Annotated in this window: 16 protein-coding genes; 9 read left to right on the forward strand and 7 right to left on the reverse strand. The window is 40.1% G+C overall.

Going from position 1 to position 17,489, the window contains the following annotated elements:
* Positions 1-43 precede the first annotated feature (43 nt).
* The 3 genes from MED217_RS02970 to MED217_RS02980 are packed head-to-tail and all read left to right on the forward strand — an operon-like array spanning position 44 to position 3,339.
* Positions 44-1,444 carry an arginine decarboxylase gene (locus MED217_RS02970; RefSeq protein WP_009778994.1) on the forward strand — a complete coding sequence of 467 codons (1,401 nt, stop codon included), beginning with the start codon at positions 44-46 and terminating at the stop codon, positions 1,442-1,444.
* Positions 1,431-2,375, forward strand: a complete 945-nt coding sequence (gene speB / locus MED217_RS02975; RefSeq protein ID WP_009778995.1) for an agmatinase — start codon at positions 1,431-1,433, stop codon at positions 2,373-2,375. The genes MED217_RS02970 and speB overlap by 14 nt, the downstream gene beginning before the upstream one ends.
* On the forward strand, positions 2,365-3,339 hold the full coding sequence (locus MED217_RS02980; RefSeq protein ID WP_009778996.1) for a deoxyhypusine synthase family protein: 975 nt from the start codon (positions 2,365-2,367) through the stop codon (positions 3,337-3,339). The genes speB and MED217_RS02980 overlap by 11 nt, the downstream gene beginning before the upstream one ends.
* Before the next feature lie 66 nt (positions 3,340-3,405).
* On the opposite strand, the gene MED217_RS02985 is transcribed toward MED217_RS02980, so the two are convergent.
* Positions 3,406-5,007, reverse strand: coding sequence for a family 20 glycosylhydrolase (locus MED217_RS02985; protein WP_040532552.1), 1,602 nt, complete (start codon positions 5,005-5,007; stop codon positions 3,406-3,408).
* A 336-nt stretch (positions 5,008-5,343) separates the two neighbouring features.
* Here MED217_RS02985 and MED217_RS02990 point away from each other — a divergent pair, with 336 nt between their 5' ends.
* Genes MED217_RS02990 through MED217_RS03000 form a run of 3 tightly spaced genes read left to right on the forward strand, consistent with a single transcriptional unit; the run spans position 5,344 to position 8,319 of the window.
* Complete coding sequence (locus tag MED217_RS02990) at positions 5,344-6,063, forward strand: glycosyltransferase (protein ID WP_009778998.1); 720 nt, start codon at positions 5,344-5,346, stop codon at positions 6,061-6,063.
* Positions 6,056-6,685, forward strand: a complete 630-nt coding sequence (locus MED217_RS02995; RefSeq protein ID WP_009778999.1) for a lipid-A-disaccharide synthase N-terminal domain-containing protein — start codon at positions 6,056-6,058, stop codon at positions 6,683-6,685. Before MED217_RS02990 ends, MED217_RS02995 begins: the two co-directional genes overlap by 8 nt.
* The gene (locus MED217_RS03000) at positions 6,682-8,319 is read left to right on the forward strand and encodes an ArnT family glycosyltransferase (protein WP_009779000.1); all 1,638 of its coding nucleotides are present in this window, start codon (positions 6,682-6,684) and stop codon (positions 8,317-8,319) included. Before MED217_RS02995 ends, MED217_RS03000 begins: the two co-directional genes overlap by 4 nt.
* Here MED217_RS03000 and MED217_RS03005 read toward each other — a convergent pair.
* From MED217_RS03005 to MED217_RS03030, 6 genes are all read right to left on the reverse strand, one after another.
* A complete protein-coding gene (locus tag MED217_RS03005) occupies positions 8,316-9,719 on the reverse strand; it encodes an MptA/MptB family glycosyltransferase (RefSeq protein WP_009779001.1) in 1,404 nt (467 codons plus the stop codon). The genes MED217_RS03000 and MED217_RS03005 overlap by 4 nt on opposite strands.
* Before the next feature lie 55 nt (positions 9,720-9,774).
* The gene (locus tag MED217_RS03010) at positions 9,775-11,247 is read right to left on the reverse strand and encodes a cellulose synthase family protein (protein WP_009779002.1); all 1,473 of its coding nucleotides are present in this window, start codon (positions 11,245-11,247) and stop codon (positions 9,775-9,777) included.
* Positions 11,247-11,936: a glycosyltransferase family 2 protein gene (locus MED217_RS03015; RefSeq protein WP_009779003.1), complete on the reverse strand. Its 690-nt coding sequence runs from the start codon at positions 11,934-11,936 to the stop codon at positions 11,247-11,249. The genes MED217_RS03010 and MED217_RS03015 overlap by 1 nt, the downstream gene beginning before the upstream one ends.
* Positions 11,937-12,361: 425 nt before the next feature.
* Positions 12,362-12,574, reverse strand: coding sequence for a PLDc N-terminal domain-containing protein (locus MED217_RS03020; protein WP_009779004.1), 213 nt, complete (start codon positions 12,572-12,574; stop codon positions 12,362-12,364).
* 40 nt (positions 12,575-12,614) lie between these two features.
* The gene (locus MED217_RS03025; protein WP_009779005.1) at positions 12,615-14,204 is read right to left on the reverse strand and encodes a 4Fe-4S binding protein; all 1,590 of its coding nucleotides are present in this window, start codon (positions 14,202-14,204) and stop codon (positions 12,615-12,617) included.
* Positions 14,197-15,507 (reverse strand): NAD(P)/FAD-dependent oxidoreductase, encoded by a 1,311-nt coding sequence (locus tag MED217_RS03030; RefSeq protein ID WP_009779006.1) that lies wholly within the window; start codon positions 15,505-15,507, stop codon positions 14,197-14,199. Before MED217_RS03030 ends, MED217_RS03025 begins: the two co-directional genes overlap by 8 nt.
* 119 nt (positions 15,508-15,626) lie before the next feature.
* Between MED217_RS03030 and MED217_RS03035 the strand changes: the two genes are divergently transcribed.
* From MED217_RS03035 to MED217_RS03045, 3 genes are all read left to right on the forward strand, one after another.
* On the forward strand, positions 15,627-16,652 hold the full coding sequence (locus MED217_RS03035) for a glycoside hydrolase family 113 (protein ID WP_009779007.1): 1,026 nt from the start codon (positions 15,627-15,629) through the stop codon (positions 16,650-16,652).
* A gap of 98 nt (positions 16,653-16,750) precedes the next feature.
* Positions 16,751-16,909, forward strand: coding sequence for a YqaE/Pmp3 family membrane protein (locus tag MED217_RS03040; RefSeq protein WP_009779008.1), 159 nt, complete (start codon positions 16,751-16,753; stop codon positions 16,907-16,909).
* 55 nt (positions 16,910-16,964) lie between these two features.
* On the forward strand, positions 16,965-17,489 hold the full coding sequence (locus MED217_RS03045; RefSeq protein ID WP_009779009.1) for a VOC family protein: 525 nt from the start codon (positions 16,965-16,967) through the stop codon (positions 17,487-17,489).

Here is a 17,489-nt window from a genome sequence, read left to right on the forward strand (position 1 = left end):
TAATTCGAATTCTTTTTTTACATTTCACTTTTCAAACGATTTAATGAATACTAAGTACATCGATCTTATAGATCAATCTTTCTACTTTCCTCAAGAAGAATTTAAACTTGAGGGCAATCAGCTTGAGTTTCACGATATAGATTTAATGGCGCTCGTAAAAGAATACGGAGCTCCTTTGAAATTCAGTTATTTACCTAAAATTTCAGAAAATATAAACAGAGCTAAAGGTTGGTTTGCAGATGCTATTGCAAAACACAACTACAAAGGCTCCTACAATTACTGTTATTGTACTAAAAGTTCGCACTTTAAACACGTGCTAGATGAGGCGCTTAAAAACGATATTCATATCGAGACCTCTTCTGCTTTTGATATTGATATCGTAAACAAGCTGAAAGAAAACGGTAAAATAACCGAAGATACTTTTGTGATCTGTAACGGGTTTAAGCGCGATCAATACATCAATAATATTGCAGCACTCATCAATGGCGGGCAAAAGAATTGTATTCCTATTATTGATAACTACGAAGAGATCAACTTGCTTACCGAAGGTATCAAGGGAGATTTCAAAATAGGAATACGTATCGCTTCAGAAGAAGAGCCTAAGTTTGAGTTTTATACCTCCAGGTTAGGAATTGGCTATAAAAATATTGTTCCGTTTTACGAAGAGCAAATCAAGAACAACGATCAGGTAGATCTTAAGATGTTGCATTTCTTCATCAATACAGGAATTCGCGATAATGCGTATTACTGGAACGAGTTGAATAAATGTCTTAAGGTATATATTCGTCTTAAGAAAATATGCCCTTCGCTCGACAGTCTAAACATTGGCGGTGGATTTCCTATTAAAAACTCACTGGCTTTTGATTATGATTATGCCTATATGGTAGACGAGATCATCAATCAGATCAAGATCACCTGCGACGAGGCAGAGGTGCCTGTACCTAATATTTTTACTGAATTTGGAAGTTTTACCGTTGGCGAAAGTGGCGGTGCGATTTATGAAGTGTTGTATCAAAAGCAACAAAACGATCGAGAAAAATGGAATATGATTAACTCATCGTTTATCACCACCTTGCCAGATACTTGGGCAATAAGCAAGCGCTTTATTATGCTTCCGGTAAACCGTTGGGATGAAGAATATGAGCGTGTTTTGCTAGGCGGTCTCACCTGTGATAGTGATGATTACTACAATAGTGAACAGCACAGCAACGCGATTTATTTACCAAGATATAAAAAAGATAAACCTTTATACATCGGCTTTTTTAATACCGGTGCATATCAAGAAACCATAGGAGGCTATGGCGGACTTCAACACTGTTTAATCCCACAACCTAAACATATTCTGATAGATAGGGATGAAAATGGTAACTTAACAACCCGTATATTTAATGAACAACAAAAAGCAGAACAATTGCTTAAGATTTTAGGTTATGAGTACAACTAAAAATTATGCTGGCATTCCTGATGAGTTTGCCAAACTTGAAACTTCAAAAATTGTACTAATCCCGGTGCCCTACGATGGTACGAGTACTTGGGGGAAAGGAGCAGATAAAGGGCCGCAAGCCTTTTTAGAAGCATCTGAAAATATGGAGACGTATGATATCGAGACTGATACCGAAGTGTATCAACAAGGTATCTATCTCGCTCCTGCAATAACCGAAGCAAGTTCGCCAGAGGCCATGGTAGCCGAGGTGCATAAAACAACCAAAGATTTTATCAAGCGCAATAAGTTTGTGACCCTTTTTGGCGGGGAGCATTCAGTTTCTATTGGAGCGATACGCGCTTTTAATGAGCTTTTTGATAACTTAACCGTGTTGCAAATTGATGCACATGCAGACTTGCGTCAAGAGTATATGGGAAGCAAGTGCAACCACGCTTGCGCAATGTATGAAGCCAGCCAGACTACAAACCTTATTCAGGTAGGAATTCGCAGTATGGATGCTCTTGAAAAAACTGTGATGGATGAAGATAAAACCTTCTTCGCTCACGAGATGGTTCAGGATGAATATTGGGTTGATAACGTGATCGATCTTTGTACAGATAATGTATTTATCACCTTTGATCTTGATGGGCTAGATCCTTCAATTATGCCGTCTACAGGAACTCCTGAGCCGGGCGGATTGTTCTGGTATGAAACAATGGATTTTTTAAAGCGCCTTTTTGCTGAAAAAAATATCGTAGGGTTTGATATTATGGAGCTTTGTCCTACCGAACACGATAAATCTTCAGACTTTTTAGCAGCCAAATTGTATTACAAAATGCTGAGTTACAAATTTGAAGGGGAAGATGTTGAAGACAATTATGACAATACATACGTTTCTAACACAAGCAAGGGAAGCGTTAATAAATTTGATTTAAATGACGATGAAGACTAAGGGAGCGATCTCTCAATTTATAGAAAAATACTATTTACACTTCAATGCTGCTTCTGTAGTTGATGCTGCAAAAGCCTATGAAGAGCAATTGAATAACGGAGCCAAAATGCTCGTGTCTCTTGCTGGTGCGATGAGTACCGCAGAGTTGGGGAAGATCTTTGCAGAAATGATCCGTCAGGATAAAGTGCAGATCATTTCTTGTACGGGTGCTAACCTTGAAGAAGATATCATGAATTTGGTAGCGCATTCGCATTACAAGCGTGTGCCTAACTATCGTGACTTGACGCCGCAAGAAGAATGGGATTTGCTTGAAAATGGTCTCAACCGGGTGACCGATACCTGTATTCCTGAGGAGGAAGCGTTCCGCAGATTACAGCAGCATATCTATAAAATTTGGAAAGAAGCAGATGACGCCGGTGAGCGTTACCTTCCACACGAGTTTATGTATAAAATGTTGTTGAGCGGTGTTTTAGAAGAATATTATGAGATCGACCTAAAAGACTCTTGGATGTACGCTGCAGCAGAGAAAAATTTACCAATTATCTGCCCGGGATGGGAAGACAGCACGATGGGTAACATCTTTGCTTCTTATGTATTGAAAGGCGAATTGAAAGCGTCTACAATGAAGTCTGGTATTGAATATATGACCTTCCTTGCAGATTGGTACACGAACAATTCTGAAAACGGAATTGGATTCTTCCAGATCGGTGGTGGTATCGCAGGAGATTTCCCTATCTGTGTAGTGCCAATGCTTTACCAAGATATGGAACGTGAAGACACGCCATTCTGGAGCTATTTCTGCCAGATCTCTGACTCTACTACCAGTTACGGTTCGTACTCAGGAGCGGTTCCTAATGAGAAAATAACTTGGGGTAAATTAGATATCAATACGCCAAAGTTTATCATTGAGAGTGACGCAACGATTGTTGCACCACTTGTTTTTGCCTATCTGCTAGATATGTGATCTTTGAGATTTAACGATAAAAGAAGAAGCCTCCTAATTCAGTTTAGGAGGCTTCTTTATTTTGTCTTATTCTTTGATCGCTTTATTCTGCGTTTTCCAATCAATTAATGGGGAAGGGTAGTAATTAACCTCCATCAATTCTAAAAATGGAGCTTGATTTCCTAAACGCACTTTATAATTCTCCCAGTCTCTCTGCTCGGGTTGCGACCAGTTCAATTCGGCATAGCCAATAGCTCTGGGGAACGCGAGGTATTCGAGTTCGCTTATCGTACTTATCGTTTCCGACCAAAGTGGCGCTTCAATACCCAGAATATGTTCTCGCGGAATATTTTCATAGGCTTCCGGTTTCCATACATACGCTGTATTTACGGGAACGTAACCGGCCCAGTTCAGTCCGTATTCCGATTTCAGATCGTATTTCATATCTAAATAGGCTTTTTTTGCAGGAGACATAATTACTTTTAGATTTTTGGCAACGGCCAACTCGGCATTTTTCTGACTTTGCCAGAATTGAGCGATTGAAGTGGTGTCGATATCTGCGGTAGCGACCTCATCCCAACCTATCATTTTCTTATCATATTTCTGAACGATTTGCTCCACCTTGTTCACAAAATAGATATAATCATCTTTCTGAGTCACGTGGCTTTCATCGCCGCCAATGTGAAAATAAGGTCCCGGTGTGATCGCTGAAATTTCTCGTACCACATCATCTATAAAACTATACACGGTGTCTTTGCGGGTGTCAAATGTGCTAAAACCTACTTGAGTTCCGCGGTAGATTTTTGGGGTTTTCCCGTTTCCATTCAAAAAAGGATAGGCTACTGAAGCCGCATTGGTGTGGCCGGGCATATCCACCTCAGGCACGATCGTCATATGATGTTGAGCAGCATAGGCCACGATAGCTTTGTAATCCTCTTGTGTGTAAAATCCGCCGGGTTCATTACCTACTTCGGTTTCTCCGCCGATCTCGGTAAGCTTTGGCCAGGATTTGATCTCGATGCGCCAGCCCTGATCATCAGTTAAGTGCAAATGCAACACATTGTATTTGTAATAGGCAAGTAGATCGATATATTTTTTTACATCCTCAACCGTAAAAAAATGTCGGGCAACGTCAAGCATTGCGCCACGATACTCAAAAAACGGAGTGTCATTAAGCGCCCCGGATGCGATGGGCCAAACGGGATAATCAATGATAGAATCATTGGCCTTTAAAGGCAAGAGTTGTCTAAGCGTCTGTACACCTCTAAAAGCAGCTTCAGCACTCGCGGCATTAAGGATGATAGAGTCCTTATTGATTCTCAAGCCGTAACTTTCCTTATTTAGTTTAGAAAGACTGTCTGATTGCTTGATATAAACCACACTTTCCTGCTCGGGAAATTCAGTATTTACAGGAACTTGTAATTGGGTGATCTGTTTAATTTTTTCGGCTAAAAATTTACCAACTTCAGGAAAGCCTAAACTGTCTGGGGTTGTACGTATTGCAGTAAATTGATCTAGTGGAAATGCGCTATAGGTCGCTTTGAGCGAAACGGGTTTAGGAATCAAATCTGCAGTAGATAAATCAGTTTTGGGAAGATTTAAAACACGAGGTTCTTTTTCAGGTTTACACGAAAAGAGCAAGACAAGCATAAAGCTTATTGCAAATACGGAAGGGCGAATTTGTGACATTAAAGTAAAATAAATAGTACTCCTGCTAAGCCGGAGAAATTAAGGTTGGTAAAAGGTTTTATTGGCGTTACCAAAGAGTCTAACATTCTTTGGCTTGCCTCATAATTGAAAACTTGTTTAAAAAGACTATCTCGGCACTTGCTCCGAGGATTATTTAGTGGCATTAATGAGCTTCTGCTCTACGCGCACGTACTGCAAATTAAGGTTTCAGGACGTATTTTTAATAATTAACGCCACAAATCTGTGATTTGCTTAAACGGGTAGGCGATAACAAAATCTGGCTTCTTAAGATTTCCTTTAGAACAATTGCTTATTTTCGCAGCCTTATTTGTTAGTATGTCATACCGTCTTACAGTAGTCGTTCCTGTTTACAATGAGCAAGATAACTTGCTTCGAGTAGAAAAAGTTTTCAAGGATTATTTTGAAATCGCAGCCGTACCTACGCAGGTATTGTTTGTGAATGATGGATCTAAAGACCGAAGTCAAGAACTCATCGAAGAAATTTGTGCGCGTAGTGAAGGATTTCAGTTCATATCTTTTGCTCAAAATTGTGGGTTGAGCGCTGCGATAAAAGCAGGCTTTGATTACACCACCACACCACTTGTAGGCTACATTGATAGTGACTTGCAGACGACTCCCGAAGATTTTAATATTCTTATAAAATATGCTGAAGAATATGACTTGGTTACCGGGCATCGCGCAGACCGAAAGGATTCTTTTGTGAAAAATATGTCCAGTACTATTGCTAACAATATTCGGCGTGCATTTACGCATGACGGGATGGACGATACCGGCTGTCCGTTAAAGATTATTAAGACAGATTATGCAAAGCGTATTCCTATGTTTAGAGGATTGCACCGCTTTTTACCTGCGATGATTATGTTGCAAAACGGGAAAACTATACAGGTGCCTATACGACATTTTCCACGTATAGCGGGTACAGCAAAGTTTGGTCTTTGGAACCGTCTCTTAGGTCCTTTGATGGATTGCTTTGCTTATCTCTGGATGAAGAAAAAATACATCAACTACGACGTAGCAAAACGATCTGATGGATAGTCCGTTCTGGATATATATCATTGGTTTTGTTGCTCAGTTAATGTTTTCGGGCAGACTGGTCATTCAGTGGTTTTTAAGTGAAAAACAAAAGCGGGTATTAACGCCTTCAACGTTCTGGTGGTTGAGTTTGGGTGCTTCTTTTTTACTTTTCGTTTATGGGTATTTACGAGAAGATTTTGCCATTATGTTGGGGCAGTCGATCACCTATTTTCTGTACATACGCAACTTGCAATTGCAAGGACAATGGACCAAATCTCCCAAAGCCCTACGCTGGTTTTTGCTTATTTTTCCGGTTTTGCTGGTGATTTATGGGTATAATAACGGAGATTACGATGTAGATAAACTTTTTAAAAATGAAGATATTCCGCTGTGGCTTTTGCTTTTAGGGAGCATCGCTCAAGTGATTTTTACACTGCGTTTTATTTATCAATGGATCTATTCTGAGCGAAAGAAAAAATCAAGTTTACCACTCGGGTTTTGGCTGCTCAGCTTCATTGGTGGTTTACTTATTCTTACCTACGCAATACTCAGAAAAGATCCCGTTTTATTTGTAGGACATCTTATGGGCGTTTTTATTTACTTTAGAAATATGCGTCTTTCTATAGGTATTGATAAAGAATGAAAATTTCAGAAAAATACTATCCTTATCTTTTAATAGCCGCGTGCCTGCTGCTGTTTTTCCCGCATCTCGATGTGTTGTATGCCAACATTATGGAAGCGCGTAATTTCAATACCGCGCGTGAAATGCTGGAACATAACAATTGGGTATTGACCACAATGAACGGTGAAGCGCGTTATGAAAAGCCACCTCTGCCCACGTGGCTAGCTGCGATTTCTGCGGGTGTTTTTGGAATCACCAAGTTATGGGCCTTGCGGTTGCCTTCAGCGATTATTAGCACGGTTTTAGTGCTCTTTAGTTTCTCGCTTTCGCGGAAGCGTTTAAAGCTAAGTGCAAAGCAAAGTCTTTATGCAAGTATGATTCTTGCTACTTCTTTTTACATTTTATTCTCTGGAAGAAACGGTACCTGGGACATTTTTGCACACGCGTTTATGCTAGGTGGTATTTATTTCCTCTTTCAGTTTTTTAATACGACCGTTCAAAAATATCGCAACGCCGCACTAGCCGGTCTGTTCATCGGGCTTTCGTTTATGAGTAAAGGGCCGGTAAGTCATTTCGCTTTATTCCTGCCATTTTTAATTGCCTATATCTGGGTGTTTAAATTAAGAACTTATAAAAATCGAATTTCCCCATTTACGTTATTGCTCTTGATCACACTAGGCTTGAGTTCGTGGTGGGCACTAGTCATTTATTTTGGTGATGCCGATACGGCTGCGGTAATAGCCGACAAGGAAACTACCGCCTGGGCAAACCGTAATACGAGACCTTTTTACTATTACTGGAGCTTTTTTACACAAAGCGGAATTTGGACCATTCCGGCATTTGTGAGTCTGCTGTATCCGTATTTAAAAACCCGGGTTGCTAATCTTAAAGCCTATCGTTTCAGTCTAATCTGGACTTTTGCGGCTGTGGTGCTTTTATCCTGTATCCCTGAAAAAAAATCAAGATATCTATTGCCGGTGCTTATTCCGTTAGCTTTAAATACCAGTTTTTATATCGAATATCTGGTGCGTCGTTTTTCAGTATTAAAAGATAAACGAGAAACGTTTCCCGTTTTTTTCAATTTCGGAATCATCGCTACAGTCGCTATTTTAGTCCCGGTAGCCGGCTTTTTTTTGCTGCAGGACAACCTCAAAGGTTTATGGATCTGGTATGTTCTTTTGAGTCTGGCGACGTTAATCATCGGGTTTTTAATGTTTCGGTTTTTGGCAAAGCGAAAGATAGAGCGTGTCTTTTTCCTGGTGATCATTTTCACGTGTGCCGTAGTTACTTTAGGGTTTCCGTTAGTTCGTGCGAGTTATACTAATGAGGATTACGCCAAGCTAGCGCCAAAGGTAGCAACACTTCTAGAAGAAGAACTTCCGCTGTATTTATTTGAAAATTCTTCCCCAGAACTTATTTGGGATCTTGGGCAGCGGGTGCCGGTTTTAAGAGACCGCGAGGGGTTGAAATTACCAGAAAATGATCGTTTTTATTTAATTGTAGAACAAGAGCGCGAAGCAGAAATTACGGAGTTATTAAATACGTATAACTTAGAATTAATGCGCTGCTACGACGGAAACATTACCACCAAGGCAGATCGTAATTACAAAACGCGAAGAATAGGCTGTTTGTATCTCGTTGAAGCCAAAAATTAAACCTGAATTTCCTGTGTTTTCTTACGGGATAACTCCCAAGTAAAAAATCCTAGAACTATCAGATATTCCGCAGCGATCAACCATGGGTTTTCGTCAACCTGATCGATTTTATAGGCTGAATAACTTAGGAAAACGATAAAGCTCCAAACCAGTGCGAAACGGTAACGCGTGAAAACAGAAAGCACTAATGGAGTCGCAACATACCAAGGATGAACAGTAGTGGAGCATAGGAAGTATAAGGAAGTTCCTAAAAGTAGTGTGCTCATCAATTGTTGCTTGCTATTGCTTTTTCTGAATAAAGCGAGGAGCAGTAAACCGAAGATGACCACAACTGGTAGTATTTTCCCGGCAGTTGCAATAATGTTGTATCCTTTCACTTGAAAGCCGATCCATCGAATGATGTAATATACACTGGCATTGAATTCAAATTTTTGAAACCAAAGTCCGATGGTTTGAGAGAAATGTGCGACTAATTCTTCCGTAAAAAACGGTGCAAAGCTGAATATAAAAACTGCGATTACAACAGCATAATAGCGCACTAATTTCCAGAGCGATTGCAGCGGTTTTTCAGTGAGATACTTAAAAGGTTTTGAGTTTTCTTCAGTTTTTGAATGTGCTGCTGCCAAATACTGAAAGAATAACGGAAGCATCAGCAACGGCAATAATTTTACAGAAATGGAAAGCCCCATCAAGAGCGCCGACCAGAACCAGTTTCCTCTGAATAAAAGATAGAGAGAAGCCATCAAGAAGAATAACATTACACCTTCAAAGTGCAGATTGCCGGTAAGCTCGATGATGATAAACGGATTTAAAAAATACCAGAAGATTTGATGTGCGGGTAGGTTGAGCTGTTTGAGTAATTTCCTTCCGATCCATAGAATGCCTATATCTGCGGCGAAACAGGATAGGCGTAAAACGATCACTCCTCCTAGAATCGAGTTTCCGCTTAAAATACCCGAAAGCCAAAAGAAAAACTGATTTACAGGTGGATAATTTGAAAAGTGTTTCCGGCTTAAAGCGCCCATTCCATCTAATAATTCCTGAGCTTGAGTGATGGGCAGCTGCCCTAAAGCTTGCCATTGATCTGGTGTATTTAGATAAGGGTTGAGTCCTTCTGCAAGTAATCTTCCATCCCACAAAAACCTGAAATAATCTTGAGAGAGATTCGGAATTGCCATAAGGAATACAAGTCGCGCAACAATCCCTAGAAAGAGCAAGATCTTAAAATTGAATTTTAAAAGAGGGATGAGTTTATAGCTCAAAAAAAAGGCGCCGGCATAAAGGCTGATGAGTCGCGTAAAATCGTGTCGCTCCAGGTCATAGGCAAAGGCTGCGTAAAACCCCAAAAGCGTTACCGCCATTGCGAGCTGAATTTTATAAGCTTTTAATGTTTCAAGCATTAAGAAGTAGTTGAAATCCTAAAAATACAGAAACTATTTGGCTTTAAAATCTCAATTAGATTCGACTAAAGATCGACTTAAAAGCGACAAATCCGAATCCTGCAAAAAGCATCAGGTGAAAAAGAATAAGTCCGAAGTCGTTTACAAGAAATGCGCTATAAATCGCGAAGCCAAAATAAAGAAAGAGCAAGCTCTCTAAGATCATATTTTTTGACAAACACTTTTTTAAGTAGATGTTTGATTTCCACTGGTTGCTCAAGGAACTGATGTTGAACTTTGGCGTACGTATAAATTCTGATTTTTTACCAAAATGGCCTTCTAAAACAGCGAGAGAGTTGTGTACACTAAAACCCATTGCCACCGAAAAGAACGTGAAAAACATCCCAATGTACTTGAAGAAATTCTTGATTCCGCCGCCGTGAATACGCTTGTACGTAACCCAATAGCAACCAAAAAAAATGACTGTACTTATTGCAAATCCGGCGATCACGTTAAAATACCAACTGTAGGCGGGGTTGTTATTTTTGATGTATAAAATAGGAACGCTCAAAACGGCTACAAGCAATACTAAAAGAAACATACTGCTGTTGAGCAAATGAAAAAAGCTATGAAATTTAGTCTTAAAACTTACCGTGGGATCTTTTAGCAATTTCCCATAAAGCTTCTGAAAATTCTCTGCTGCGCCTTTATTCCATCTAAATTGTTGCGAGCGTGCGGCACTTATCGCAACCGGTAATTCTGCCGGAGTTTCAACATCTTCCAGATATTTGAAATCCCATTTTTTTAATTGTGCGCGATAACTGAGATCAAGATCTTCGGTTAACGTGTCGCCTTGCCAGTTGCCGGCATCCAGAATACATGTTTTTCTCCAGATCCCCGCGGTACCGTTAAAGTTGATAAAATGATGCCCAAAGTTGCGCCCTACTTGTTCCAACACAAAGTGAAAGTCTAAAGCAAAAGCCTGAATTTTGGTAAGCAACGAATAATCTCGGTTGAGGTGCGCCCAGCGTGTTTGTACCACACCTATTTTTTCATCTTTAAAATATGGGACCGTCTTTTGTAACCAGTCAGAATTCGGTACAAAGTCTGAATCAAAAATCGCGATAAATTCACCTTTAGCAATTGCAAGCCCCTCTTTTAAAGCTCCGGCTTTAAAGCCTTTTCTATTGCTGCGCGTGATGTGTTGGATGGGGATTCCTGCTGCCTGTAAAGCTTCAATGGTGTTTCGTGTGGTTTGCAGGCTTTCATCGGTAGAATCGTCTAAAACCTGAATCTCCAATTTGTCCTTCGGATAGTCCAATTTGCTGATGTTTTCTAGCAAGCGTTCTACGACATACAGTTCATTATACAAAGGCAGTTGAATGGTCACAAATGGAATTTCTTCCGCTTTTGAAAAGTCAAAAACCGGTGCATCATCTTTCTTTTTTTTCGCTTTTAAATAATTTAAAAGCAGGTTGAGTTGTGCCAGGCTATAAAGAAAGATCACTGTTAGCGCGAGCGTATAAATGATGACAATTGCGGTTTGCATTACTTAAAACTGTACTTAAAAATCCAGACTAGAATTTTCACACCGGCAAATATAGCACCTTTGACCGTTCCTGAAACTTTAGAGACGCCTATGCGGTTGCGGTATTTTACCGGTATTTCTATATACGAAAGTTTTTGTTTTAAGGCTTTAAGCTGCATTTCTACCGTCCAGCCGTAGGTTTTGTCTTCCATTTGTAAAGCAAGTAGCTTATCATACTTAATTGCTCTAAACGGCCCTAGATCTGTAAATCGCGCATTAAAAAACCAGCGCATTAAAGTAGTCGCGAGCCAGTTGCCAAAACGTTGTGGGAAGGTCATACTTCCGCTTTCGCGAAAGCGTTTTACGCGTGCCCCAATAACAAGATCGATATCCTTTTCAATTATGGGAGTGATGAGTTCGTCGAGTTGTTCAGGATAATCGCTATAATCTCCGTCTAGAAAAACTATAATGTCTGGTTTTTGCTCTTGTGCAGCAACATACCGCATTCCTTTTAAACACGCATAGCCATAACCGGGTCTGTCTTCCCTTAAAATTGTAGCTCCGGCTTCGACAGCACGCGTTTCGGTTTGGTCTGTTGAGTTGTTGCTTACAACAATGATCTCATTTACGTGCCGCGGAATGTCACGCACGACCAGACCAATAGAATCTTCCTCATTAAATGCGGGTATAATTACCTTAATTAGGGTCATGAACAAAAGAGGTGTTTAAACGCGCAAAAATGCAACTTTCAAATGGTTTGATTGTTAGGTCGGTTTTTTGGGGACACACTTACGATATTAAATCTCTTAAGGATTCACGGTTTGCGGGATTTTTAAAAATTTAACATTTTGATTCAAAACCTTTTAAGTTTAAATCTCGTAAGTATAGATAATTAACACTTAGATCGATTTATATGCAAATCTAACGATCTGAAGAAACCATTTCATGTTGTATTGATTAGCCTTAATACTAAAATATTAAAGATTGTTTGTTTGTTATATGATTTGTTTTGAAGGCGGGAGCGCGAGTTTCCGCCTTCTTTATTGGCGTCGCCAAAGGGTTTTGTATTCCAAGGCTTGCCTCGAGATTGAAAATTTGTTTTAACGAATACCTGATGGTATTGTCTTGAGGTGGTTTACTTAATTCGCTGATTGCGCCCGACAATGAAGTAAAGTATAGATCCTAGGAAATTGAAGAATATGACAATAAGCACCCAAACGATTTTATTGTTTCCCGAAAACTCGTGGCGCACAATATCGATCAAAGCGATAATGGGAAGTATTAAGCCAAAGATGCCAAAAATTAAAATCAAAAGTATTTGCCAAGGACCTATCATTCCGAGTATCATAGTGTGAAAAAGTTTAGTTGTTTAAGATACATTATAAAATTTAGTTTTGATTTAGATAGTCCATTAAATCAACATCATTGCCCAGAAGTACTTCGCGGCTGTTGATGCGTTTTTCGGTAGAAGCATTTTCTAATTTTAAAACACCACGCGGGCAAACTGCTGAGCAAATTCCGCAACCTACACAGCTCGCACGTACAATGTTTTCACCTTTTTGGGCATAGGCGCGTACATCGATTCCCATCTCACAATAGCTCGAGCAATTTCCGCATGAAATGCATTGACCACCATTTGTAGTGATCCTGAATTTTGAAAATAAGCGCTGCTGAAGTCCTAAAATTGCAGCCATTGGGCAACCAAAGCGGCACCACACCCGGTTACCAAAAATAGGGTAGAAGCCGGTGCCAATAACCCCGCTAAAAATACTACCGATTAAAAAACCATAAGTTGTGCGCAGGCTTTCTGCCGGAATTAAGAATAGCGTGCTTCCGCTGGAAAAATGAATTCCTATCAAGGCTAAAACAATGACCAAATAACCTATTGCACCGTAACGCGCGTCTTGTTTTAATTCTTCCTTTTTAAAAAGCCAGATCAAACCGAAGAGTACCGTTAGAAAAACAGCGACCGCGATGAGAAAGACATCTTTGGTTAACCAGTATTTTTCAGCGTCGTAGCCAAGATACGTAGCGACAACGGCAGTGGTCATAACCACCACAAAAACCAAAACACTGTGTACGACCCAGCGTTCTACTTTCCACGCAAATTCACTTTTATCACTTAAATGTCTGAAGGAGTCACCGGCAGTTTCTGCAAGTCCGCCACAACCACACACCCAACTGCAGTACCAGCGTTTACCATATTTGTAAGTCAATATTGGTGTAATGATAAAAATTGAAGCAATACCAAAAATTAGAAGCGCCAGACCAATAGTGCCCGAAGAGATGAAGCTATCCACGCGATACTGTTCAAAATTATAGTAATTGAGTGGCCAGATATTTTTAAGGTCATAGTACGGCAAACTAAAATCATCACTATTCAGTCGCGCCATAAACTCCGGGATTAAAAACGCAAAGGCAGTTTGGAAAAACATCACACTTATAGTTCGTAAGCGTTCGTAGCGGTTGTGGCGGTATTTCCATAAAAACTTAATACCAAAACCTAAAATAGCAATCGTGTAGAGGGTACCATAAACAAACCATTGGCTGGCCGGATTTCCACTTAATAATTTACTTAGCGGATCAAATAAAGCAATGAGTCCGAAGTTTTTCCCTTCGGTATTTAAGCCTAAAAGTTCAGCCTTAAAATAAAGCACAATGTAAAATCCGGTTAGTGCGAGTCCGGCAATCCAGGCGAGAAAACCCCGACTTGAAACCGATTTAAACCAGACGCCGTCATTTTTTATTCCTGCTTGCTTATCAGAATAAGCACCGTAGGAGAATAAGACAATTCCGCCAAATAGGGCACTCAAAGCAATTGAAAGCCACAGAGTCTTGCTAGGTAGTTGCAGATTGAAAACAGCTAGGACGAGAATGAGCAATCCGCCCACGCCAAGAGCCGTGCCTAATTTTTGAATGACGTTTAGCGCTGCCGGTGGTTGACCTGTTAAAGCCATATCGCGTTGTACTCTACTCATGATTTTTAAATTGTTTAGAAGTGCTAAAAGCGGCTTTGATTTCAGGAAAATAAGATCGGTAGAACTCAGGATCAAAATTGGCTTGATCAAGATTTTGGACTACAGCGTCAACCGATTGGTGCGTGTTGAGCCAATGATCTAAAACCTCATGTCGCAATCTAATGCCAAAGGTATTAATCCCTAAAAACTCCCTGTTTTCCTTGTGGTATGCTATCGTAATACATTTAGTATTGTCAGGATGCTTCCAATGAAAATGCGCTTCATAGGTTTTTTTATTTTTACCACTAAATACCCAACCGTAGGTTTGATATTCAATATCAAAAAATTTTGCGCTGTTAAACCAATTTCCGGGATTGTATTCAAAAGGATTTCCGCATATGGTTTGCGCGACTGTCTCGCCCATCATCCGGCCGGTGTACCAAACCGCCTCAACCGGTTTGCGTAAACCTATCGCTTCGTGTTGCTGTGCACAATCGCCAATGGCATAAACATTCTTAATATTGGTTTGAAGTAAACGGTTTACCAAGATTCCTTTGTCGGTTGCTATGCCGCTACCTTCTAAAAAGTCGATCTTAGGTTTAACACCGGTTGTGATCCCTACTAGATTGCATTGAATTTCTTTTCCTGATTTTGTGCGTATACCTTTTACGTTACCTTGTTCATCGCCAAGAATTTTATCTAATTCTTCTTCGTGAAGCACATTGATATGATGACTTTTTATATGCTCAGAAATCAGTTGCGCATCGGGGTCGGGTAAGACACTAGACCAAAAGCCTTTTTCCCGCACAAGCATCGTAACTTCTATCTTGCGCGTGTGCAGCATTTCGGCGAGTTCAACGCCTATTAGTCCACCGCCTACAATAATCGCTTTTGGACAAACTTCATTATTTGGCGCATTTTTCTCGAGTAACTCAAGATCTTGTTTAGAGACCAAACCTTGAACACCTTTGAGCTCCAGACCTTTCCAGTCGTAAGTTGCAGGAACTGATCCGGTTGCAAGGATCAGCGTATCGTAAGTCATCGTTTCATCTTCAGCGAATAGCAGCGTTTTATTTTCTGTGTCTACTTTTTCGACATAAGCCTGCTTGAGATCTATTCGGTTTTTAGACCAAAAATGATCTTCATAAGGTTTTAAATCTTTGAAGCGCATATGTCCCATATACACATACATCAAGGCCGTACGCGAAAAAAAATGTTCGCTTTCCGCAGAAATGATCGTGATTTTTTTATTAGAATTTTTGCGAATGTGTCGTGCCGCGGTTATCCCGGCGATCCCATTACCCACAATGACCACATGCTCCATAAATAACTAGGTTATTTGTACAAGATAACAACTTAGAAGGCTCTCAATTGCTTTTTAACTGCAATTTTAGACGAAAGAAAATCGGGAAGCTATCTGTTTTTTCTATTATTTTTAAAGCGATGAAGAACTATGTGCATAGTATTGCGTTACTTATTTTAGGTTGTTGCCTGCTGGGCTGCTCGGCGACCACGGTGGTTTCAGAAAAAATCAATGGGGTGAGTTTTGTGGCGTCGCGCGACACACTTCAGAAAAAACATATTATCCCATTGCTGGAGGTCCATGCAGATTATGCTGCGATTATGCCCTTTGGTTTTGTGCGTGATAAAAACCATCCTGAATTACATTTTAATTCAGAACGGCAATGGTTTGGGGAGCGTTATGAAGGCGTAAAGCAATATATTGAGCTGCTGCATGAGAATGAGATAAAAGTGATGCTGAAACCTCATATCTGGATTTGGCGTGGCGTTTTTACCGGTGATATGGAAATGGATTCTGAAGCCGATTGGGTTCTTTTTGAAAACAGTTATGAAGAATTTATACTCCTGTATGCGCAACTTGCTGAAGAAACCCATGCAGATCTGCTATGCATTGGGACCGAGCTTTTCAATTTTGTAGATCAGCGGCCAGACTTCTGGAAGCAATTGATCAAAAAAGTACGAGCTACCTACACAGGGAAGATCACATATGCCGAAAATTGGGATAAAGTAGATCGGGTAGCTATTTGGGAGGATCTGGATTTTATTGGCGCTGATGCGTATTTTCCGGTTTCTGAAGCGCAAACGCCAACTATTGAAGATGCTCTTGCAGGTTGGAAACCACATAAAAAATTATTAGCATCACTTTCAAAACAATACAGCAAGCCTGTTCTTTTTACCGAATTCGGCTACCGAAGTGCAGACTATGCAGGTAAAGAACCTTGGGCGAGCGATCGCTACGAAGGTAAAATGAATAGTGAAGCTCAAGCGCAATTGTATGAAGCTTTATTCAAAAGCTTTTGGGACGAACCATGGTTTGCCGGTGGCTTTGCCTGGAAGTGGTTTCATAATCACGATCGGGCCATTCAACAAGAGAATAATAGATTTACGCCGCAGGGAAAGCAAGCTGAGGAAGTTTTAAAAAAATGGTATCAAAATTCTGTTAACTGATTGATTCAAAGTGTCAAACTCTTGCCAATTGGTAAGAGTTTAAGAGCTGTTGTTGAGCCTACTTTTTAGTTTTGGGTTACTAACTAAAAAGAACCATTATGTCTATTCTTACAATTTTAATTTCTATCCTTTTACCACCACTTGGAGTGGCGATGGCCAAAGGCATTGGCAAAGATTTTGTCATCAATGTCATCTTAACCATATTAGGTTGGCTGCCGGGTGTGATACACGCATTTTATGTGAATAGCAGAGGCTAAGAAAACAATATATTTAGAAAGAGTTTTATAAGTACATTTATAAAACTCTTTTTTTATGCGGAAATTTTTCTTTCTATGCTTTTTTCTTTTGACGACCGGCTTGGTTTTAAATGCGCAAACCAATTTTAAGAAGAATGCATTAACAGCAGCTATTGTGGTGAGTGATGAGGCAAAAGCCTTGCATTTTTACAGGGATATTTTGGGGATGCAAGAAGCAGGAGGTTTTGTGATCGATTCAGTCTTTGCCAAAAATCTTGGGCTCTCCAAGGGAAAATCTTTTAAAGTAGCGCTTTTGAGCTTTTTAGATACTCCGGAATCTTCACAGCTTAAAATCGTATCCTTTACTGAAGTATTGAAGCAAGAAGCGGCGGCGGTTTACGATGCGGTGCAAGAACAGTTTGGGTTGCAGTATTTAACCTTGCAAGTACATTCGCTAGATCCTATTATGGCGCGTGCAAAAAAAGAAGGCGTGCAACCTCAAGCTGCAACGCCTTTAAAACTTGATGATCACGTTTACCTTGTACTTTTACGAGATCCTGACGGAACTTTTGTTGAGGTTATAGGTGATTATTCGGGATAG

Origin of the sequence: Leeuwenhoekiella blandensis MED217, assembly GCF_000152985.1 — a bacterium.
GTDB classification, from domain to species: Bacteria; Bacteroidota; Bacteroidia; order Flavobacteriales; family Flavobacteriaceae; genus Leeuwenhoekiella; species Leeuwenhoekiella blandensis.